The 20520-nt window shown below is 66.4% G+C and carries 18 protein-coding genes and 1 pseudogene; 10 read left to right on the top strand and 9 right to left on the bottom strand.

Annotated elements, in window-relative coordinates; all coding sequences use genetic code 11:
* Nucleotides 1-20 precede the first annotated feature (20 nt).
* From BUB39_RS25800 to xth, 3 genes and pseudogenes are all read right to left on the bottom strand, one after another.
* Nucleotides 21-171: pseudogene (locus BUB39_RS25800) on the bottom strand (two-component system response regulator); the annotation flags it as partial.
* 29 nt (nt 172-200) lie between these two features.
* Entirely contained in the window at nt 201-1523 is a 1323-nt protein-coding gene (locus BUB39_RS17530; protein ID WP_073055981.1) for an MFS transporter, read from the bottom strand.
* Between the two features lie 96 nt (nt 1524-1619).
* The gene (gene xth, locus BUB39_RS17535) at nt 1620-2450 is read right to left on the bottom strand and encodes an exodeoxyribonuclease III (protein ID WP_073055983.1); all 831 of its coding nucleotides are present in this window, start codon (nt 2448-2450) and stop codon (nt 1620-1622) included.
* Nucleotides 2451-2687: 237 nt separating this feature from the next.
* On the opposite strand from xth, the gene BUB39_RS17540 reads away from it, so the two are divergent.
* From BUB39_RS17540 to BUB39_RS17585, 10 genes are all read left to right on the top strand, one after another.
* Nucleotides 2688-4319, top strand: coding sequence for an ABC transporter substrate-binding protein (locus BUB39_RS17540; RefSeq protein WP_073055986.1), 1632 nt, complete (start codon nt 2688-2690; stop codon nt 4317-4319).
* Nucleotides 4320-4389: 70 nt separating this feature from the next.
* Complete coding sequence (locus BUB39_RS17545; RefSeq protein ID WP_073055988.1) at nt 4390-5421, top strand: ABC transporter permease; 1032 nt, start codon at nt 4390-4392, stop codon at nt 5419-5421.
* A complete protein-coding gene (locus BUB39_RS17550; protein WP_244540293.1) occupies nt 5405-6322 on the top strand; it encodes an ABC transporter permease in 918 nt (305 codons plus the stop codon). The genes BUB39_RS17545 and BUB39_RS17550 overlap by 17 nt, the downstream gene beginning before the upstream one ends.
* A gap of 1 nt (nt 6323) precedes the next feature.
* Nucleotides 6324-7289 carry an ABC transporter ATP-binding protein gene (locus tag BUB39_RS17555; protein ID WP_073055990.1) on the top strand — a complete coding sequence of 322 codons (966 nt, stop codon included), beginning with the start codon at nt 6324-6326 and terminating at the stop codon, nt 7287-7289.
* Nucleotides 7286-8287, top strand: a complete 1002-nt coding sequence (locus BUB39_RS17560) for an oligopeptide/dipeptide ABC transporter ATP-binding protein (RefSeq protein WP_073055992.1) — start codon at nt 7286-7288, stop codon at nt 8285-8287. The genes BUB39_RS17555 and BUB39_RS17560 overlap by 4 nt, the downstream gene beginning before the upstream one ends.
* Complete coding sequence (locus BUB39_RS17565) at nt 8284-9291, top strand: DUF6282 family protein (RefSeq protein WP_073055995.1); 1008 nt, start codon at nt 8284-8286, stop codon at nt 9289-9291. Before BUB39_RS17560 ends, BUB39_RS17565 begins: the two co-directional genes overlap by 4 nt.
* Before the next feature lie 10 nt (nt 9292-9301).
* On the top strand, nt 9302-10297 hold the full coding sequence (locus tag BUB39_RS17570; protein ID WP_073055997.1) for a DUF6282 family protein: 996 nt from the start codon (nt 9302-9304) through the stop codon (nt 10295-10297).
* A complete protein-coding gene (gene allB, locus BUB39_RS17575; RefSeq protein ID WP_073055999.1) occupies nt 10294-11688 on the top strand; it encodes an allantoinase AllB in 1395 nt (464 codons plus the stop codon). Before BUB39_RS17570 ends, allB begins: the two co-directional genes overlap by 4 nt.
* Nucleotides 11688-13961 carry a GAF domain-containing sensor histidine kinase gene (locus tag BUB39_RS17580; protein ID WP_073056001.1) on the top strand — a complete coding sequence of 758 codons (2274 nt, stop codon included), beginning with the start codon at nt 11688-11690 and terminating at the stop codon, nt 13959-13961. The genes allB and BUB39_RS17580 overlap by 1 nt, the downstream gene beginning before the upstream one ends.
* Nucleotides 13942-14589 (top strand): response regulator transcription factor, encoded by a 648-nt coding sequence (locus BUB39_RS17585; RefSeq protein WP_073056004.1) that lies wholly within the window; start codon nt 13942-13944, stop codon nt 14587-14589. The genes BUB39_RS17580 and BUB39_RS17585 overlap by 20 nt, the downstream gene beginning before the upstream one ends.
* A 45-nt stretch (nt 14590-14634) precedes the next feature.
* Here BUB39_RS17585 and BUB39_RS17590 read toward each other — a convergent pair whose 3' ends face one another.
* The 6 genes from BUB39_RS17590 to BUB39_RS17615 all read right to left on the bottom strand — a co-directional run bounded on the left by BUB39_RS17590 (nt 14635) and on the right by BUB39_RS17615 (nt 20512).
* Nucleotides 14635-15555, bottom strand: a complete 921-nt coding sequence (locus BUB39_RS17590; protein ID WP_073056006.1) for an ABC transporter permease — start codon at nt 15553-15555, stop codon at nt 14635-14637.
* The gene (locus BUB39_RS17595; RefSeq protein ID WP_073056008.1) at nt 15545-16570 is read right to left on the bottom strand and encodes an ABC transporter permease; all 1026 of its coding nucleotides are present in this window, start codon (nt 16568-16570) and stop codon (nt 15545-15547) included. The genes BUB39_RS17590 and BUB39_RS17595 overlap by 11 nt, the downstream gene beginning before the upstream one ends.
* Entirely contained in the window at nt 16567-18069 is a 1503-nt protein-coding gene (locus BUB39_RS17600; protein ID WP_084527580.1) for an ABC transporter ATP-binding protein, read from the bottom strand. The genes BUB39_RS17595 and BUB39_RS17600 overlap by 4 nt, the downstream gene beginning before the upstream one ends.
* Nucleotides 18066-18548, bottom strand: coding sequence for a RidA family protein (locus tag BUB39_RS17605; protein WP_073056010.1), 483 nt, complete (start codon nt 18546-18548; stop codon nt 18066-18068). The genes BUB39_RS17600 and BUB39_RS17605 overlap by 4 nt, the downstream gene beginning before the upstream one ends.
* On the bottom strand, nt 18545-19360 hold the full coding sequence (locus tag BUB39_RS17610) for a cysteine hydrolase family protein (RefSeq protein WP_073056012.1): 816 nt from the start codon (nt 19358-19360) through the stop codon (nt 18545-18547). Before BUB39_RS17610 ends, BUB39_RS17605 begins: the two co-directional genes overlap by 4 nt.
* Nucleotides 19361-19423: 63 nt before the next feature.
* On the bottom strand, nt 19424-20512 hold the full coding sequence (locus BUB39_RS17615) for a BMP family ABC transporter substrate-binding protein (RefSeq protein ID WP_073056014.1): 1089 nt from the start codon (nt 20510-20512) through the stop codon (nt 19424-19426).
* Nucleotides 20513-20520: the final 8 nt, after the last annotated feature.

Below are 20520 nucleotides of genomic sequence, written 5' to 3' on the forward strand. Positions count from 1 at the left end.
CCGGCAGGACCAGATGCCCGTCGGTCCGGTAGCCGCCGGTTCGGCGAACGCTGGCCGCGAGCCTTTTCCAGTTCGCGCACCGTCCGTACGAAGGCGTTGAAGCGGACCATGGCCATGTCGAGGATCGCCCTAACGCGCTCCTACCGGCAGGCCATCGACGACATAGGCAGACCCCGGCATCGAGGGGCGCGCCGATCGCCCTAACGCGCGAGCTGGCGCTGATCGCCAGACATGGCGCGGCGCCTCAGCATGACGCGGAGCAGGATCGCCAACAATCCGGCGACGCAGACCACGGCCGCAAGCAGCTCGAATCCGGCCGTAAACCGGCCAGTGGCTTCCTTGATGAATCCGACGGCATAGGGGCCGACAAAGCCGCCGAGATTGCCGATGGAATTGATAAGCGCGATGCCGGCCGCAGCCGCGGTGCCGCGCAGGAAAAGCGGTGGCACGGCCCAGAATGGACCGAGCGCCGCATAGATGCCGACCGATGCGCAGGTCACCGCGGCAATGGCGAGGATATGCGAGGTGACATGCACGCTCGCCACCAGTCCGATGGCGCCCAGAAAGGCCGCCGCCGCCACATGTAGCACCCTCTCGCCGGTCCGGTCGCTATGCCGGCCCCAGGCCAGCATGGCGAGCGCGCTGACAGCATAGGGCAGGATCAGAATGGATCCGATCTGCCGCGTGTCATAGCCCAAGCTCTGGATAATCTGCGGCAGCCACAGGCCGATACCGTAGAGCCCGACGACCAGACCGAAATAGATGAGTCCGAGCATCAGCACGCGCGGATCGCGCAGCGCCGGCCACAGGCTGTGGCGAGTCGCGGCACCACTCACCGCATGGTCGGCGGCGATGCTTGCTGCGATGACCCGCCGCTCATCCTCGTTCAGCCAGCGCGCGTCAGCGGGGCCGTTCGGCAGGAGGACCAGCACCACAAGCCCGAGCAGCGTGGCGGGCAGCCCCTCGATGATGAAGAGCCACTGCCAACCGGCGAGCCCGAGGAAACCGTGCGTTTCCATCACCAAGGCCGACAAGGGCGAGCCAACCGCACTGGCGATGGGGACCGCTGCCATGAACAGCGCGATGTAGCGCGCCCGTATGGCGAGTGGAAACCAGTAGCCAAGATAAAGGATCATGCCGGGCAGGAAGCCGGCCTCGGCAGCCCCCAGCAGGAAGCGCAGGATGAAGAACGAGGTGGGGCCAGTCGCAAAGGCGGTCGCGGCGGAGATCAGCCCCCAGGTGATCATGATGCGGCAGATCCACAACCGCGCACCGACCTTTTCGAGCACGAGATTCGAGGGAACTTCGAAGAGGAAATAACCGAGGAAGAAGATGCCCGCGCCCCAGCCAAAGACCTCAGGGGACAAGCCGAGATCGGCGTTCATGGTGAGCGCCGCGAAACCGACATTCACGCGGTCGAGGAAACTGACCAGATAAAGCAGCATCATGAAGGGGATGAGCCGCCGCGCCACCTTCGCGAAGACTCGTTGCTCCTTCGCTGCCGTTCCTGCTCTCGCTTCCATGATTGGCCTCCCCGCCCCATGTCGCAGCGTTCATGGCCGTCGCATGCCGGGCCGTCAACGCCTTCAGCAGAAAGTTCCCGCAGCCAGGATCAGCGGTCAGCCTTCGGTCGGCTTCGCGGGCTTGCGGGAGCCGCGGCGGCGGGCGGGTGTCGCGACATCGGCAAGCTCGATCCAGGCCGGGGCATGATCACTGGCCTTGTCCCAGCCGCGCACCGCCTGATCGACGCCGGCAGCCGTCAGGCGCGATGCGATCGCGGGACTGAGCAGCAGATGATCAAGCCGCAGCCCGGCATTGCGGCCAAAGGCGTTCCGGAAATAGTCCCAGAAAGTGTAGATGCGCTCGTTCGGATGCAGGCTCCGGATCGCATCCCGCCAGCCTTGCGCGACCAGGGCATGGAACGCCGCGCGCACCTCCGGCCGGAACAGCGCGTCATCCACCCAGCGCTCGGGCTTGTAGACGTCGAGTTCGGTCGGCATGACATTGTAGTCCCCCGCGAGCACGACCGGGGCGCCGGTCGCCAGCAGATCGGCGGCATGCGCCGTGAGCCGCTCGAACCAGCGAAGCTTGTAGTCGAGCTTCGCTCCGGGAGCCGGATTGCCATTCGGCAGATAGAGGCACCCGATCAGCACGCCGTTCACCGCCGCCTCGATATAGCGGCTGTGGCTGTCCTCGTCCTCGCCGGGCAGGCCGCGGCGCGTCTCGATCGGCTCGCCGCCGCGGGCGAGGATGGCGACGCCGTTCCAAGCTTTCTGCCCCTGCCACACAGCGCCATAGCCGGCCTGGCTCAGCGCCGCTGCCGGAAACTTGTCGTCCGGTGCCTTCAGTTCCTGCAGGCAAACGACATCCGGCGCGGCCTCAGCCAGCCAGCGCAGCAGGACCGGCAGCCTCCCGTTGATACCGTTGACGTTGAAGGTCGCGATCTTCATCAGGCGGAAACGCCCGAGATGCAGCCCCGATCCGTCGCACGCACGAGACGTTGCTGATCAACCGCGCCGGCACGTGGAGATCGATACGGATACGTTCGTATCCGCGTTTGCGCCGAAGGTGAACTTGAAGCCATGCGCGCCCGAAAACTACCCTCGACCCATCACAAGACAGGATCCGGACATCCGGTTCCGGGCCGCACCGGGGTGCGGCGACGCCTGCGAAACAGAGGGTAACTGATGTCGAGACACCGCGCCCTGCCGATCCTGGCGGCATTCATGACGGCTGCCGTGACCCTTGCGGGAACGGCTGAGGCCGAGCCTGTATTCGCGCCCAAGCCGCTGGCTGCCGATGAGGTCGGCGCCGGACCGCGGCTGATCTACCTGCACCATGAATATCCGGCAACGCTCGATCCGCAGAACACCTCGGCCTTTGTCGGCCAGATGGCGATGGAGCTGTTCGATACCCTCGTCACCTACGAGATCGACCCCGCGACCGGCATCGCCGACCAGACGAAGATCGTGCCCCGGCTCGCAACCTCCTGGGACGTCTCGCCCGACAAGAAGACGCTGACCTTCCATCTGAACCCGAATGCCAAGTTCTGGGACGGCAGCCCGGTGACGGCTGACGATGTCTACTGGTCGATCCAGCGGGCGCTCGAGGGCCGTATGGGTTGGGGCACGACGCAGATCGAGACCGGCGGCATCTTCAAGACCGACCAGATGAAGGTGATCGATCCCCAGACCATCCAGTTCACCTACCCCGATGGAATGGGACGCTATTCGCTGCGCAACTTCGCCTCGATGTCGCTCACCGTGATGTCGAAGGCCGCCTGCGAGAAGGGACGCGCCGAGGGCGACACCTGGTGCGTCGACTGGATCAAGAAGAATGCCATGGGCTCCGGCCCGTACAAGCTCGGCGAACAGCAGAGCGGCGAGGCGATCACCATCACAGCCAACAAGGACTATTGGGGCGACGCCAAGCCCTATTACTCGGAAGTGATGTTCCGCGTCGTGCCCGATCCACAGACGCGGGCGCTGCTGATGGAGAGCGGCGAAGCAGACTTCGCCTTCGTCACGGCAAACGAATATGCGACGCTTGCCAAATCCGGCGCTGTCAAGGTCTTCAGCGTTCCCTCCCAGCAGGACGTGGCGGTGCTGCGCTGGAAGCCCGACGTCGCGCCCTTCGACGACATCAAGATCCGCGAAGCCGTGATCAAGGCGATCCCGTATGACCGCCTGGTCAAGGAAGTCTGCAAGGACTTCTGCACGCCGGTGCAGAACCTCGTTGGCGTGTCGACGCCGGGCTATGTCGCCGATCCCTATTTCACCACCGATGTCGAGGCGGCGAAAAAGCTCGTCGCCGAGAGCAAATATGCCGGCAACGTCCCCTCCTTCGAGGTGCCGGTCGTGCAGGGCTCGAGCAATATGGCGGCCGCCGTCATCATCCAGGACGCGCTGCGCGGCATCGGCATCGACATGCAGATCAAGCCGCTGACCCAGAACGCCTTCGACGATGCCGCCTGGGGCAAGCGTGACCTCAAGGTCTCCATTCACTCGATGGGACCGTGGTGGAACGACTTCATGTACTGGGCCTACTGGATGTATCGCACCGACAGCGCGACCAATCACATCCAGTTCTCCAATGCGACCGTCGACAAGGACGTACTCGCCGCGCTGCTGATCCCGCAGGACGACGAACCGGACTACATGAAGCTGCAGAACGAGGTGCTCGGCATCCTGAACGGCGAGCATCTGGCAGCGCCGCTGTTCCAGGTGAACTGGAATGCCGCGGTCTCAAGCCGGGTTTGCGACGTGAACAAGTTCCCTTGGGGCACGATCACCTTCTCCTGGCTGCGCCCCTGCAACTGAGCCCCTGCTCGCAGAGCCGCGCGCCGCCTTGGCCGGCGCGCGGCCTCATTCTCCGGAATTGATGAGACCGATGCGAATCCCACCCGTCCTCAGCTATGTGCTCCGGCGCGTCGCCATCAGCATCGTGGTGCTCATCGGGATCAGCGCCGTCGCCTTCTCGATGGCCTATCTGCTGCCGTCCGATCCGGTGACGAGCCGCTATCCCGACATCTCGAACGAACAGCGCGCCGAAATGCGCCGGCAGATGGGCCTCGATCAGCCGCTGATCGTCCAGTACGCGCGCTATATGGAATCGGTGTTCCGCGGCGAGTTCGGGCGTTCGCTCGGCACCGGCAACAGCGTCGGCGAGGATCTTGCCCGTCGCATTCCGGCGACGCTGGAGCTCGCCGTTTATGGCATCCTGCTGGGGACGGCACTCGCAATCCCGCTCGGCATGTTTGCAGCAATCAGGCGAGGACGACCCACCGACCACGTGCTCCGCCTCGTCAACATCGCCATCCAGTCCGTGCCTGCCTTCTGGCTCGGCGTCGTGCTGATCTTCGTCGTGTTCTATCAGCTGCGCTGGGCGCCCACCCCGGTGGGACGGTTGTCGCCGCTATATTCGCCTCCGCCTTTTTTCACGGGCTTCTACACGCTCGACGGCCTCCTCTCCGGCAAGTTCGATGTCGCGCTCGCCGCTGGACGGCAGCTGATCCTGCCGGTCCTCGTGCTCGGCCTCGGCGTCGTGTCGCCGCTTGCCCGCATCACGCGCGCCGCGATGGGGGAATCGCTCGGCGAGGATTATGTCACCTTCGGCCGCGCCCTCGGCCTCCGCGAACGACAGGTCGTGCTCGGCGACGCGTTCCGCGGCGCCCTGATACCGATCGTGACGACGTTCGGCTTCGTCGTCGGCAATGTGCTGGCCGGTGCCGCGATCGTCGAGACGGTATTCTCCTGGCCCGGCATCGGCCGCTATGCCGTCACCGCGATCACCACCTCGGACATGGCGCCCGTCTCGACCTGCATCCTGCTCGTCGCGTCCGGCGTCGCGCTCACTAATCTTCTGGTCGACCTCTCCTACGCCCTGATCGACCCCAGGATCCGTCATGGCTATGGCAAGTGAGATCGGCGTGGCAGGCGAGCCCATGACCGCCGCCGCAAAGCTCCCGGCGAGCCGTGATTCCAGTTGGCGAAGGATCTATGCCCGCGTCTTCGCCGGCGATCCGCTCGGCCTTGCCGGCGTCGTCATACTGGCCGTGCTGTTGCTCGTCGCGGCCTTCGGCCCGCTGCTGGCGACGCATGACCCGATCCTGACCACGCCGGACACGCTGCTGCCGCCGTCGGGCGCGCATTGGTTCGGCACCGACGATTTCGGCCGCGACGTGTTCTCGCGCACGCTGGTCTCGCTCAGGATCGACTTCATCGTTGCCAGCGTCGGCGTGACAGGCGCCATCCTGATCGGGTCGCTGATCGGCCTCGTCTGCGGCTATCGCGGCGGCTGGCTGGATGACACGCTGATGCGGTTCGTTGACATCATACAGTCGTTTCCGCTGATCCTCGTCGCGATGGTGCTGGTCCTCGCCATCGGCCCGAGCGTCGGCAGCATCGTCATCGTGACGGTGCTGATCAACATCCCGCTCTATGCCCGCGTCATCCGCGGCCAGACGTTGGCGGTGAAGCATCTCGACTATGTCGACGCCGCGCGCTGCTCAGGCGCCACGGAACTCGGCATCATGTTCCGCCATGTGCTGCCGAACACGCTGAACCCGATCGCCATTCACGCCAGCCTCAATCTCGCGGCGGCCGTCGGCAATGTCGCTGTGCTGTCCTTCCTCGGCATCGGCATCCGACCGCCGACCCCCGATCTCGGCGTCATGGTCGCCGAGGGAACGAAGTTCCTGGTGCAGGGCGCGTGGTGGATGAGCATCTGCCCGGGGCTCATCCTCTGCACGACTATCTTCAGCCTCAACCTGCTCGGCGATGCGCTCGAGAGCGGGCTGGACCCACGCAGGCAGGACCGCTGAGATGAGTGACCCGGCCCTGTTCGAGATGCGCGACCTCACGATCGAGACGGTTCGCGATGGTCACCGGCGCCGCATTGTCGAGGGAATGAGCCTTTCGGTGCGCCATGGCGAGATCTACGGCCTTGTCGGCGAAAGCGGGTCGGGCAAATCGATCTCGATGATGGCGAGCGTCGGGCTCGCCGCAGCGAGCCTGGACATCACCGCTGGCGACGTTTCCTTTGCCGGACGGCGGTTCGCCGCGAGCGACCGTCGCGGCCTCCGCTCCAATCTCTCGCATGGCGTGTCGCTCCTGTTCCAGAACGCCAAAGGCGCTCTCAGCCCGTTCCTCACCACCGGTGCTCAGGTCGAGCGCGTCCTTGCAGGGCGCCTACCGAAATCCACCTGTCGCCGCGAGGCGATCGAGCTGTTCCGGGTCTGCGGTCTCAACCATGCCGACCTCGCCGACAAATATCCGCATCAGATCAGCGGCGGTCAGGCGCAGCGTGTCGCCATGGCCTGCGCGCTGGCGACGGAACCGCGTCTGCTGATTGCCGACGAACCGACGACGGCGCTTGACGTGACGACCGAACGTGAATTGCTGCGCTTCCTGACGCGGCTCTGCCGAGAGCGCGACCTCGCCATTGTGCTGATCGCTCACAACCTGTCGCTCGTCGCCGAATACTGCTCCGGCCTGACGATCCTGCATGCCGGCCAGATCGTCGAGCGCGGACCGCTCGCCTCTGTCTTCGCCGAGCCGCTCCATCCCTACACGCGTGGGCTGATCGCCGCCGTGCCGGATGTCGATGCGCCGCATGAACTGGAACCGCTCGCCGGCAGCGTCTGGGGTGGACGCAGCGATATCGAGCGCTGCCGCTTCTCGCATCGCTGCCCGTTCGCGCAGCCGGATTGCGAGGCCGGCGTGCCGGCGCTGCTGCCGCGGGCCGGCCATGAGGTGCGCTGCATCCTCTATCGGGAGGACGCCACATGAATTCCCCTGCCCTCTCCGTGCGCAACCTTCTGCGTCTCTTCAGGAATGCTGCTGAGCCCGAGGCGATGCCGGTTGGCGTTCGCAATGTCTCTCTCGAAATCGCGACCGGCGAAGTCGTCGGCCTGATCGGCGAAAGCGGCTGCGGAAAGACGACCCTCGGCCGCTGCATCGTCGGCCTGGAGCGACCCGATAGCGGCGAAGTGGTTGTCGGCGGAACGGATTTCACCGCTCTGTCCGGGCGTGACAGGCGCGCCTTCCGCCGGAATGTCCAGGTCGTGTTCCAGAAGCCGGAGACGTCGTTGAACCCGCGCATGACCGTGGCGCGCTTCGTCGGCGAGGCGCTGGCGAATTTTGACGTCGTGCCGCGCGGCGCCCGGCGGGCGCGACTGGAAATGCTTGCCGGCCTGGTCGGCCTGAATGCTGACGCGCTCGAGCGCTACCCGCACCAGCTCTCTGGCGGCGAGCGCCAGCGCGTCGCGATCATGCGCGCGCTCGCCTCCGAGCCGCAGGTGATCGTGCTCGACGAGCCGACGTCGGCGCTTGACGTTTCGGTCCAGGCGCAGGTGTTGCGGACGCTGAAGGCTCTGCAGGCCGAAGTCGGCACCGCGATGCTGTTCATCAGCCACGACGTGGCGGTTGTCCGCTATGTCGCGAGCCGTGTGCTCGTGATGTATCTCGGCGTCATCGTCGAGGAAGGCCCGGCCGACGCCGTCTTCACGGCGCCGTCGCATCCCTATACGCGCGCACTGCTCGCGGCCGCACCGCGGCTCAAGCCCAGTGGCGACGAAGCGCCGCCCATGCACGGCGAACTCGACCTCCGCGCCGCCAGATCCGGCGAGTGCCCCGTGCGGCCCCGCTGCCCACTGGCGCATGACCGCTGCCGCGAAGCGCCCCCGATGGCCGATCTCGGCGACGGCCACAGGGCCGCCTGCTGGCTGGCCGACGACCTCAACAAGCAAAGTTCCGAACCGACATACCGGGAGAAGACGGCATCATGACCGTGAGCGAGAATTTCTACGACCGATCGATGGAGCTGCCGTCCGAGCTGCTTGTCGGCGCCATCGATAGCCATGTCCATGCCGGCCCGGTGCTGCGCTCCAATCCCGGCCACCAGGATCCGTTCGAGGTGGCGATCGAGGCGCGCGAGGCCGGCATGCGCGCCATCGTGTACTATGACGTATTCGGCTGGGCCTCCGGCACCGCGTGGATGGTCAACCGCCATGTGCCTGGTATCCGCACCTTCGGCGGCTATCTGATGAATTCCTGCCATGGCGGGCTCAATCCGCGCTCGGTGCGCACGGCGCTCTACATGGAGGAAGGCTGCCGCTTCATCTCCTTCGGCTCGCACTGCACCTATTTTTCGGCCTCACGGGAGTCCACCCTGATCGACGGCGAGCTAGTGCCGTTCAAGGACGCCTATCCCGAATTCGCACGCGACGAGCTTTCGCGCGCCGTTCGCATCCCGACGGAAGGCCGGATCTCCGACGATCTCGCCGAGATCCTGCAGATGGTCGCCGACCATCCCGACGTCTATCTCAACACCGGCCATGTCTCCGGACCGGAGGTGATGCGCATCCTTGATCTCGCCGAGGAATTTGGCATCCGCAAGGTCCTGATCGCCCATCCGGCGCGCCAGCAGCTTTCGATCGAGCAGCAGAAGGATGCCGCGCGGCGCGGCTTTTTCCTGGAAGGTTGCCTCGTCGACTGGCTCTATCCGCATGCGCCGCGCACGCATTATTACGTCGAGAAGAAATACATGGACCGCTCAGGCGATATCCCGCGGCCGCGCCGCACCGCCGCGCAGTGGATGGCTGATATCCGCGAGGTCGGACCGGAGCATTTCGTGCTCGGCACCGACTACGGCATCCGCGCCGCCTCGACGCCGGTGCAGGGCATGCGCACGCTGATCACGACGCTGCTCGACTACGAATTCAGTCCGGACGAAATCCGCACCATGACGGCGCACAACCCGGCCCGTCTCATTGGCCTCGACCCGGTCTAGGAGCAAAGCCGTGGCAACCTACGAGCCCTTCTACAACCGCACCATGGAACTGCCCGAGGAACTCCTCGTCGGCGCCATCGACAGCCATGTCCATGCGGGGCCGGTGCTCCGCTCCAATCCCGGGCATTTCGACCCGATCCAGGTCGCCGAGATGGCCCGCGCGGCCGGCATGCGAACCATCCTTTACTACGATGTGTTCGGCTGGGCCTCCGGTACCGCCTGGATGGTCAACCGCTACATGAAAGATTTCCGCACCTATGGCGGATATCTGATGAATTCCTCGCATGGCGGAATGAACCCACGCGCGGTGCGCACGGCGCTCAATCTCGGCGAAGGCTGCCGGATGATCTCGTTCGGCTCGCATTGCACCTGGCATTCGGCGACGACGGAATCGACTCTGGTCGACGGCAAGCTCGTCCCCTTCAAGGATGCGATCCCCGGCTTTGCCGAGAAGGAACTGTCGCGTGCCATCCGCATCCCGCTCGACGGGCCGGTGCCGGATGCACTGAAGGAGATTCTCGACATGGTCGCCGAGCGGCCCGAGGTCTATCTCAACACCGGCCATGTCTCGGGACCTGAGGCGATGCGCGTCGTCGATCTGGCCGAGCAATGGGGCATCCGGAAGGTGCTGGTCGCCCATCCAGCCCGGGCGCTTCTCACCGTCGAGCAGCAGAAGGACATCGCGCGCCGCGGCTTCTTCCTCGAGGCTTGCGCCGTCGACTTCGGTGGGCCATGGATGCCTCAGACGCACTACTATGTCGAGCGTGAGCTGATGGATATGAGTTCGCTCGTGCATGGCCGAGCCATGAGCTGGCTGCAGGGCATTCGCGATGTCGGACCGGAACAGTTCGTACTTGCGACCGACTATGGCGTCAGGGTGTTGCCCTCGCCGATCGAGGGCATGCGGATGATGATCTCGATGCTTCTTTATTTCGGCTTCTCGATCGAGGAGGTACAGACGATGACGGCGACCAATCCGGCCCGGCTGATCGGGCTCGACGGATGAGCGCAGCGTTCGACCTCGTCATCCGCAATGCACGCGTCGTGACGGCGGAGCATGACTTCACGGGCGGGGTGGGGGTAAGCGGCGGACGCATTGCCTCGGTCTTCGAGGGCGAGAGCGCTGCGTTGGCCAGCGAGACCATCGATGCGGGCGGGCGCGTGCTGATGCCGGGCCTCGTCGACGCGCATGTGCATTTCTCCGAGCCAGGGCGCGGTCATTGGGAGGGGTTCGAAACCGGCAGCCGCGCCGCGGCGGCCGGCGGCATCACGACTTTCGTCGAGATGCCGCTCAATGCCCATCCGCCGACCGTGAATGCCGAGGCCTTGCGCCTCAAGCAGCAGGCCGCGGCGACAAGCATCGTCGACTATGCACTCTGGGGCGGCCTCGTCGATGACAACCTGTCCGACCTCGCCGACCTGCAGGCCGGCGGCGTCGTCGGCTTCAAGGCCTTCATGTGCACGGCGTCGGATTTTCCGCGCGTCGATGCACGGCTGATGCGGGCCGGCATGGGCGCGATCGCGACATTCGGTTCCTTCCTCGCCGTCCATGCCGAGGACGAGGCGATGACCGACCGCCTCACCGCGACGCTGCGCGCCGCCGGCCGCACCGACCGCGCCGCCTGGGGCGAAGCAAGGCCGATCGACGCCGAGCTTGCCGCCATCGATCAGGCGGTCGCCATCGCCGAGGAAACCGGCGCGCGGCTGCATATCGTTCACGTCTCCTCCGCCGCTGGGATCGACCGGATCAGCGCCGCCAAGGCTCGCGGCCTTGCGGTCACCGCCGAGACCTGCCCGCATTATCTTTTCTTTGACGAGCGCGATCTCGAACGCATCGGACCGCTCGCCAAATGCGCGCCGCCACTGCGCGCGCCCGCCGAGCGCGAGGCATTGTGGGAGCGGGTATTGGCGGGTGCCGTCGATGTCATCGCCTCCGACCATTCCCCCTGTCTGATCGCGGACAAGACCGCCGGCGATGCCGACATCTTCAAGGCCTGGGGCGGGATCTCCGGGCTGCAGTCGACACTGCCGGTTCTGCTCACCGAGGGATCGAAGCGCGGCCTCGCCCTCTCCGACATCGTCCGCATGACCGCGACCAATCCGGCCCGTCTGTTCGGCCTGTCGCCCCGGAAGGGCTCGCTCGCTATCGGTGCCGACGCCGATCTGGTGCTGGTCGACCCCGATGCCGAATTCACGCTCGCCGAGGAGGATTTGTTCTATCGCAACCGCCACAGCGCCTATGTCGGCGCGGCGCTCCGCGGCCGCATCGAGCGGACCATCAGCCGGGGCGAGACCGTTTTCGCAGCGGGCGCCGTGACGGCGGCTGCAGGACGTGGCCTCCGTCTGGACGGGGTCGGTGTCGCGGCCGATCACCAGCTGCTGGGCGAGACGGCCTGATGGGCTTCTCGGTCGGTGATATGGCGGAGACGGCGGACCAGCCGCTGGCACGGCCGCTCTATCGCGACGATGACGGCACCCACATGCTGCGCCTGCAGCGCATCTTGGCCGTTGACCTCGCCGCCACCGATCGCGCCCGCCTCGACGAAAGACTGCAGCGCGCACTCGCCGTCACCGGCGCCGGCTGGATCGCCGTGCTGCTGTCGAGCGAGCGCGGTGCCGAAATCTTCGTCGCCGGCGAGATCCCGCCGCTGATCCACCGGCATCTCGGCGATCTGCGCCTGCAAGCCGCCGGCGCTGTGACGATGCCGACCTTCATGGTCAACAGGGCTGCCAGCCAGGGTTTTGCCCTGGAGGCCGCGCCGCTTGCCGGCCGCGACGGGCCGCGCGGCCATGTGCTGCTCGGCTTCCCGCGCTCGGAGCGGGCGCGACCTCAGCGCGCTGAGCTCGTGCGCCTCGTCGCGGACGATCTCGTCGGCTTCCTCGACAGCAACAGCCTCTCCGCCCAGATCGAGCGGATCAAGAGTCATCTCGCCTTGGTGCATCGGCTTGGCCAGCAGGTGACGGCGATCCACGACCGCACCGAGCTCTTTGGCGAGATCACGCGCCTCATCCATCATTCGCTCGGCTACGACCATATCCAGCTGCTGCTGATGGACGAGGAGACGCGCCGGATCGAGCTGGTCCACGCCTCCGGCCCCTTCGCCGGCCAGTTGCTTGCCGCCGGCTTCAGCGAAGCGGCCGGGCGCGGCATCATCGGCCGCGTCGCCGAGACGGGGCAGTTGCGCATCTCGGCCGACGTGACAATGGATAGCCATTTCGTCTCGCATGTGATGCTGCCCAACACGCAGTCCGAGCTGGCGCTGCCGCTCCGCCTCGGCCAGCGCGTTATCGGCGTTCTCGACATCCAGAGCGACCGTCGCGACGCCTTCCGTCGCGACGATGTCATCCTGCTACAGACCATCGCCGACCAGATCGCGCCGGCGATCGAGCAGCATCGCCTGTTCGCTGCCGAGCGGCACGAGCGCGCGCTCGCCGATACGCTGGCCGACGTGTCGCGCATCATCTCGTCCAGCCTCGATCCCGATCAGGTGCTGGAGGCAGTTCTGAAGGAGCTCGAGCGCGTCGTGCCGCATCGCGGCTGCCGCGTCACGCTGCGCGGCGAGGACGGCATGATGCGGGTTGTCGCCGCCAAGGGCTATCCCGACAACGACAAGGTGCGCGCCGTCACGTTCGATCCGGCCGAGACCCCGCTGTCGCGCCCGGTACTGGAGGAGCATCGCACCATCATCCTCCCCGATGTGCGCCGGGAGCCGGACTGGGTGGTGCAGGCCGGCACCGAGCAGGTCCGCTCCTGGTGCAGCGCGCCACTCGTCCTCGGGGGCGAATGCCTCGGCTGGCTCTGCATCGACTGGCCAGAGCCTGGCTTCTATGGACCCGAAAGCGGCCGCATCGTCCGCACCTTTGCCGACCAGGCCGTAGTCGCGATCGCCAATGCCCGCCTGTTCACCCGCGTTCGCGATCTTTCCGAAGCGCTGGAGCAGAAGGTCGCCGACCGCACCACGGAGTTGCGTGCCGCGCGTGACGAGATCGAGCGCAAGGCTGTCGAGCTGCGCGCGCTGCTGCGCCGTCTCGTCGGCGTGCAGGAAGAGGAGCGGCGCCGCATCGCCTATGACCTGCATGACAGCGTCGCGCAGTCGATCCTCGCCTCGACCTACGAATTGCAGGCCCTGCGCCGCCGCGTCGGCGACCGCCCCGATCTCGACGCGCGGCTGACCGAGTGCCAGCGCATGCTCGATACGACGCTGCGCGAGATGAAGCACATCATCTATGCGCTGCGCCCCACTGTGCTCGACGAACTCGGCCTCATCCCGGCCCTCGAGAACTATCTCTCATCACTGCCTTCCAACGTGCCGCTTGTTGCCGAAATCCGTGTCGACGGCACGCCCTTCGCGCTCGGCCCCGACGTCGATCTCGCCATTTATCGCATCGTGCAGGAGGCATCGCAGAACGCTGTTCGTCACGCCGGTGCGCGCAACCTCAACCTCACCCTCGCCTTCCGGCCGTCTCGCCTCGATGTCGCCATCCGCGACGATGGGCGCGGCTTCGTTCTCGACGCCGCGGAACTTGGTCTCGGCCTCGTCGGCATCCGCGAGCGCGCCCATGCCGTCGGCGGCGATGTGGCGATTGAGAGCCGCCCCGGCGGCGGAACGACCATCTTGATCGGGATCGGAGGCATTATCGGAGCATCGGATGGAACAGCCGCGCATTAGGGTCATGATCGTCGACGACCACGAGATCTTCCGCCGCGGGGTCAAGAGCCTGCTGCAGGACGAGGAAGACATGCGCGTGGTTGCCGAAGCCGGCAACGCGTCCGACGCGCTCAACGAGCTCGCGGGCAAGCGGCCCGACGTCGTCACCATCGACATCCGCCTCGGCACCATGGACGGCATCCAGTTGACGCGGCTCATCAAGAGCCGGCCGGACGCGCCCAAATGCATCATCCTGTCGACCTATGATGACCGGCAATATCTGGTCGGTGCGCTCGAGGCCGGCGCCGACGCCTATCTGCTCAAGACCAATTCCTACGAAACCCTCGCCAAGGCTCTGCGCGCCATCCATGGCGGCCAGCGCATGCTCTCCGCCGAGCTGATTCCGACCATGATGGAGGAATACAAGCGCGTCGCGGCCCAGCAGATCCAACGCGACAGCGGACTGACCGCGCAGGAAGTGCGGATGCTGCGGCTCCTCGCTGATGGCGCCCGTACGCAGGACATCGCCGACGAGATGGCGCTGACCGAGATCACCGTGAAACGCAAGGTTCAGGAGATCACGACCAAGCTCAACGCCAGCAACCGCGTCCAGGCAGTGGCCGAAGCGGTTCGTCGCGGCGTGATCTAGCGGCCCGGATTGCCTTTCGGCGATGCGGGCACAGCCGCGCACCGCTCACGAGAAGATCGACCTGAGATCGGCCGGCATCGTCCGGCTCCTTCGGGCGCTGCGATGCCCGACGACGAGCACGATCAGGACGGCCGCATAGGGGGCGGTGGCGATCAGATAGGACGACGCCTCGACGCCAGCCGCCTGGACACGCAACACCGCGACCTCGGCAAGGCCGAACATCAGGCACACCGGAAGGACCAAGATCGGCCGCCAGCGGGCTACGATGACGAGGCCCACCGCGATGAGACCGCGTCCCTTGGTGATTTCCTGGGCCCAGGTCTGCGTGTAGTCGACCGAGAGCACCGCGCCGCCGAGACCGGAGAGCAGGCCGCCGAGCACGATCGCCTGCAGGCGTATCCAGGTCGGCCGCAGACCATTCTCCGCCGCTACGCGGGCGGATTCCCCGGCGACGCGCCAGGCGAGGCCGGCGCGGGTGTTGGCCAGCCACCATGCGGCCAGCACCACGGCCAGGAAGGCGAGCGGTGCAGGCGCGGTCAGCTGACGAAACAGAACCCCAAGCAACCCATCTCCGGCACCCGGCCCGACGAGCTGCGGCAGCGGTGTCACCTTCTGGCCGACGAAGCCGCGGCCGACATAGGAGGTCGTGCCAAGCGCGATCATCCAGACCGCGATGCCCGAGCCGATCTGATTGGCGCGAGCCCCAAGCACCAGCCCGGCATGCAGCAGTGAAAGCGTCCCGCCCGCCAGAGCGCCTGCGGCGAGGCCGAGCCACGGGCTGCCGGTGGTGACCGCGACTGCAAAGCCGAAGCAGGCTCCTGCCAGCATCTCGCCTTCGACGCCCAGATTGATGACGCCGGTTCGCTGGGTCAGCGTCTCGCCGAGCGTCACGAAAAGAAGCGGCGTCGCGCTGCGCAGCGTGGCAACCAGCCAGCCGGCGAGCAGAATCCAGAGATCAGTTTCCATCGGAGCGCCTCCAGCGGGCGATGAGGCCGGGGACGGCGAGTGCCGTGGCGAAGAGCAGACCTTCAAGGATGGTCGCACTCGCCGCCGGAACCTTCGCGAACAGCTGCAGCGCGTCGCTGCCGGCGAGGAGGCCTCCGACGAGAAGAGCGATGGGCAGTATGACCAGCGGCCGGTGGCGCGCGAGCCAGGAGACGAGGAAGCCGGTGAGCCCGTAGCCGAGCGAGATCGAAGGTTGCAGCCGGCCCTGGATGGCTGCGACCTCAATGATGCCGCCGATCCCCGCGATCGCGCCACCCGTCGCCATCAGCGCCGTCACCCAAAAGGCGAAGTCGAGGCCGAAGGTGCGCCCCACCTTGCGATTTCCAGCGAGGATCCGGATATGCACCGCTGCGCGGCCGCGCGTGAAGAAGACGTGGAGGGCAAGAGCGAGAAGAACGCCGATCAGCAGCCCGAGATGAACCTTGCCGTCCACTGCCGGTGGCACGGCTGCGGGTGGAAATGGCGCAGTCGCAGGCCATCCCTGATTGGCAGGGTCGCGCCACGGCCCAAAGACGAGGGCCGAGGCGAACAGAACGGCGCAGTAATTGAGGATGAGGGTGACGATCGTCTCGTTGATGTCGAGACGCGCTCTGAGCAGACCGGGCACGAGCCCCCAGGCCGCGCCGCCAAGCGCCGCCGCCGCGAGCATCAGCGGGATCATGGCCAGCGGCGGCAGCTCGGGAAAACCGAGGACCAAAGCCGTGCCGGTGATGGCGCCGATATAGAGCTGGCCCTCGGCGCCGACCGAGATCAGGCCGAGGCGGCCGGGAACCGCGACGGCGAGCGCGCAGAACAGGATCGGCGAGGCCTTGGCCAGTGTTTCGGAAAGCGAATAGGCGTCGCCGAACGCGAACTCGACCAGGGAAAGACCCATTTCGAGTGGCGGCTTACCGAGGAGCAGGAAGAAGATCGCCGAAAGCATCAGGAAGGCGGCGAGCGTCGCCGCGAATGTGATCCAGCCCTCGCGCGCGCTCATGCTGCCGCCTCCGCCGGAGCGCCGGTCATGAAGGCCCCGAGACGATCGCGCGTCAGCGTTCCATCATTCTCGACGAGCGCGACGATGGCGCCGCCGCGCATCACCGCGATCCGGTGCGCACGGGCGAGCAGGTCATCGAGATCCTCCGAAATCCAGAGAACCGCGGCGCCGGCCGCCGCCTGTGCGAACATCGCCTCATAGACGGTGCCGACCGCCCCGAGATCGAGGCCCATGGTCGGATAGCAGGCGAGAACAGCGGGGCGCGGCACGCCGAGTTCACGTGCCGCCACGAGCTTCTGCAAATTGCCGCCGGAGAGCGTGCCGGCGCGGCGCGTCGGCTCGGACGGCGCGATGTTGAAGCGGCGGATAAGCGCCGCGACGTCATAGGCCCCATCTGCCTCGCCGGCCGCCAGCGCGCGGAGGCGAAGATTGGCGGAAAGGTCCATCGTTTCAACCACCGCATTGTCGCGCGGCTGCTCGGGAATATAGCCGATGGGCGTGGCGTGCGGCTCGTCGCCTCGGCGCGCGATGCTCTCACCATCAAGCAGGACATCGCCGCCGGAAGGCGCCTCGACGCCAGCCACCACTTCGGCGAGCAGGGTCTGGCCATTGCCGGCGACGCCGGCAATTCCAAGCACCTCCCCGCCTGCGATCTCCAGCGAGATGCCCTTGAGCACATGGCCGGCGGCGCTGGCGGTGATCTCGCGCAGCACAAGGCGCGCCGGCCGGCCGGCAAAACGGTCGGGCGCTGGCTCAGCTGTCGCGGCCGGCCGGCCCATCATCAGCGCCACGGTCTCGGCCGTCGTGCGCTCGCCCTTCGCGAAATCCGCGACGAGCATTCCGCCGCGCATCACCGCGATGCGATCCGCGCACGCCTCGACATCCGCGAGCTTGTGCGTGATCAGCACGACCGCCCTTCCCTCGGCGGCGAGGCGGAGGACGAAGTCGTAAAGCCGCTGCGCCTCGGCCGGCGTCAGCACGGAGGTCGGCTCGTCGAGGATGACGACACGGGCCTCGAGATTGACGACCTTGCACAGCTCGACAAGCTGCTGTTCGCCCACTGACAGCGTGTCGACGCGGCGCTCGGGATCGATGTCCGGCGCGATGACGCTGAGCCTGTCGAGAACGCGGGCCGCGCGCTTGCTGCGGCGGCCGATATAGGCCGGGGTCGCCGGCCAGGCGGCGAGCAGATTGTCGCGCACGGAGAGCGCGGGCAACAGGGAGAAATGCTGGAACACCATGCCGATGCCATTGCGCATCGCATCGGCGGGTCCGCGGATCGGGCTCTCGCGCCCGTCCAGCAGAATTCGCCCGGCGCTCGGCGGATGGATGCCGTAGAGCAGCTTCATCAGTGTCGACTTGCCGGCGCCGTTCTCGCCGAGCAGCGCCAGCACCTCACCAGCGCGAATGTCCAGCGACACGTCGGAGACGGCCGCCAGCTCGCCGAAGCGGCGCGTCAGATGCTCGAAGCGAACAAGCGGCTCTCGATCCATGATCATGCCACTGCGAAGATCGCGTCGACCTCGACCGAGGCGCCCTGCGGCAGTTGCGCGACGCCAATGGCGGTCCTCGCATGCGCGCCGATGACGCTGCCGAAAAGCGCATGGAAGAAGTCGGAGGCGCCGTTCACGACATGTGGCACGAAGGGGAAGTCCGGCACGCAATTGACGAAGCCACCGATGCGGACGCAGGCGCGCACACGGTCGAGATCGCCGCCGAGCGCCTCGCGCAGCGCCGCCGTCAGGTTGAGCGCGCAGATCCGTGCGGCTTCCTGCGCGGCGACGAGGTCGACGGCATCCCCGACCTTGCCTTTGTGCGTGACGCGGCCATTCCATTCACAGACCTGGCCGGCAAGGAAGACGAGGGCGCCGTCTCGCCGCCAGGGGACGAAATTGGCTATCGGCTTCGGAACATGAGGCAGTTCTATGCCAAGCTCGGCGAGGCGCCGCTCGGCCGTGGTCGCGATCGGAGGCGTCATAGCGTTGCTCCTTGCGAAAGCGCCTCGATTACGGCTTCCGACCGTGTCACGAAGCCGAAGAGCAGCTTGACGTTGTAGAGAACCGCTTCGACGCAGAACCGCGGCGACGTGGTCGCCGTGCAATCCTCAATGAGGACGACGTCGTAGCCGAGGAAACTTGCATCCTCGAGCGTCGTCATCACGCACTGATCCATGTTGACGCCCGCGATCATGAGCGTGGTGACACCGAGATTGCGCAGCACGGAATCCGTCTCGCAATCCCAGAACGCACTGAACCGATGCTTGGTGATCTGGATGTCGGCAGTGCCGGGATTGATCTCATCGACGACCTCGGCACCCCAGCTGCCCTTGGCGATGACTTCCGAGCGCGTGCCGGGAACTGGTTCCGCGAGGCCGGGCTCGTCACCGCGCGGGCTGTGCGCATGGCGCAGCGACGGGAAGATGTTGAGAAGGTCTTTGCGGACGCCCCAGTTGACCCAGACGACGGGGACCGCGGCGGCGCGGCAGGCCTTGATCATGCGCTGGAGCGGCGCGATCGGCGCGCGATTGGGCGTGATGTCGATGCCGCGTGAGGACAGCCAGCCGCCGACCGTGCAGAAGTCGTTCTGCATGTCGACGATCAGCAGCGCGGTCTTGCCTGCATCGATGGTGACTGACTGCGGCTCGGCGGCGAAGACGGCTGGTCGGTAGGGCCGCGGCGGCCGGCTCATGTCGACATGGTCGCGGCCGACCAGCCAGCCCTGTGCCGGGGACGTGCCCTGCAGGACGGTGCCGTCTGCCGGGGCGTCCGGCCTCCTGGTATTCGTTGTCATTCTTGTCCGGTCCCGATGCGGGTTCAGGGGCCGACGGCAGGGCTGCCGCCGGCCGGATCCATCTCAGTTCGTCGAGCCGACGACGCCCTTGACGAGAAAATCCATCGTCTCCACGGCTTCCATCCCGAGGGCTTCGCCTGATTTCACGACCTCGGTGCCGTCCTGGCGGACGATCGGGCCGCTCCAGATGTCCTTCTTGCCGGCAATGATCTCGGCTTTGATGGCCAGCACCTTCTCGCGGACCGGCTCTGGCACCGCTTCGCCGAAGGGATCGAGCACCGCAGCCCCGCTGGCGAGATCGCCTCGCACATGGGAGGGCTTCCAGGTACCAGCGTCGATCTCCTTCACCAGCCCTTCCATCATCGGGCCCCAGTTCCAGGACACGCCGGTAAGCCAGGCCTTCGGGGCGCGATCCTTGACGTTGACGTCCTTTCCGACGATGTGGATGCCGCGCTTCTCGGCGGTCTGGGCAATCGTGATCGGGCTGTCGACCTGTTCCGCGACCACGTCGATGCCCTGATCGGCGAAGGCGCTGACCGCTTCGGTCTCTTTCTGCGGCTCCCACCAGCCGCCGGTCCACACCACGGTGACGGTCGCGGCCGGATTGACGGACTGGGCGCCAAGCGCGAACGCATTGATCGAACGGAAAAGCTGCGGGATCTGGAAAGCGCCGACAAAGCCAAGCTTGCCGTTCTTCGAAACCGACGCGGCGGTCATCCCGGCCAGATACATTCCGTCATCGCTGTCGGCCCAATAGGTGCCGACATTGTCCGACGTCTTGAGGCCGCCCGCATGCAGGAAGCGGACGTCAGGATATTTCTTGCCGAGGGCAATCGCGTAGTCGAGATATCCGTAGCTGGTGGCGAAGATGATCTTCTGGCCGGACCGGATCATCCGCTCCATCACCCGCTCGACTTCGGCCGTTTCAGGCACAGCCTCGAAGAAGGAGGTCGACACGCCGGGAACATGCTCTTCAAGATATTTCCGGCCGAGATCCATCGACATGTTGTAGCCCTCGTCGGCAGCCGGTCCGACATAGATGAAGCCGATCTTCTGCTCATCGGCGGCGGCGGAGGCGGTTGCAGTCAGGGCGAGGCCGAAGGCGGCGCACGCGAAGCGTCGGATCGAATTTGCAAGGCTCGGGCGGGACATGGCGGGCT

Origin of the sequence: Kaistia soli DSM 19436 (assembly GCF_900129325.1) — a bacterium.
In the GTDB taxonomy this organism is placed as follows: domain Bacteria; phylum Pseudomonadota; class Alphaproteobacteria; order Rhizobiales; family Kaistiaceae; genus Kaistia; species Kaistia soli.

Bases quoted from the DNA above. Each gene is read 5' to 3' on its own strand.
- BUB39_RS17530 (WP_073055981.1), bottom strand. From the start codon at position 1,523: ATGGAAGCGAGAGCAGGAACGGCAGCGAAGGAGCAACGAGTCTTCGCG.
- xth (WP_073055983.1), bottom strand. From the start codon at position 2,450: ATGAAGATCGCGACCTTCAACGTCAACGGTATCAACGGGAGGCTGCCG.
- BUB39_RS17540 (WP_073055986.1), top strand. From the start codon at position 2,688: ATGTCGAGACACCGCGCCCTGCCGATCCTGGCGGCATTCATGACGGCT.
- BUB39_RS17545 (WP_073055988.1), top strand. From the start codon at position 4,390: ATGCGAATCCCACCCGTCCTCAGCTATGTGCTCCGGCGCGTCGCCATC.
- BUB39_RS17550 (WP_244540293.1), top strand. From the start codon at position 5,405: ATGGCTATGGCAAGTGAGATCGGCGTGGCAGGCGAGCCCATGACCGCC.
- BUB39_RS17555 (WP_073055990.1), top strand. From the start codon at position 6,324: ATGAGTGACCCGGCCCTGTTCGAGATGCGCGACCTCACGATCGAGACG.
- BUB39_RS17560 (WP_073055992.1), top strand. From the start codon at position 7,286: ATGAATTCCCCTGCCCTCTCCGTGCGCAACCTTCTGCGTCTCTTCAGG.
- BUB39_RS17565 (WP_073055995.1), top strand. From the start codon at position 8,284: ATGACCGTGAGCGAGAATTTCTACGACCGATCGATGGAGCTGCCGTCC.
- allB (WP_073055999.1), top strand. From the start codon at position 10,294: ATGAGCGCAGCGTTCGACCTCGTCATCCGCAATGCACGCGTCGTGACG.
- BUB39_RS17580 (WP_073056001.1), top strand. From the start codon at position 11,688: ATGGGCTTCTCGGTCGGTGATATGGCGGAGACGGCGGACCAGCCGCTG.
- BUB39_RS17585 (WP_073056004.1), top strand. From the start codon at position 13,942: ATGGAACAGCCGCGCATTAGGGTCATGATCGTCGACGACCACGAGATC.
- BUB39_RS17590 (WP_073056006.1), bottom strand. From the start codon at position 15,555: ATGGAAACTGATCTCTGGATTCTGCTCGCCGGCTGGCTGGTTGCCACG.
- BUB39_RS17595 (WP_073056008.1), bottom strand. From the start codon at position 16,570: ATGAGCGCGCGCGAGGGCTGGATCACATTCGCGGCGACGCTCGCCGCC.
- BUB39_RS17600 (WP_084527580.1), bottom strand. From the start codon at position 18,069: ATGATCATGGATCGAGAGCCGCTTGTTCGCTTCGAGCATCTGACGCGC.
- BUB39_RS17605 (WP_073056010.1), bottom strand. From the start codon at position 18,548: ATGACGCCTCCGATCGCGACCACGGCCGAGCGGCGCCTCGCCGAGCTT.
- BUB39_RS17610 (WP_073056012.1), bottom strand. From the start codon at position 19,360: ATGACAACGAATACCAGGAGGCCGGACGCCCCGGCAGACGGCACCGTC.
- BUB39_RS17615 (WP_073056014.1), bottom strand. From the start codon at position 20,512: ATGTCCCGCCCGAGCCTTGCAAATTCGATCCGACGCTTCGCGTGCGCC.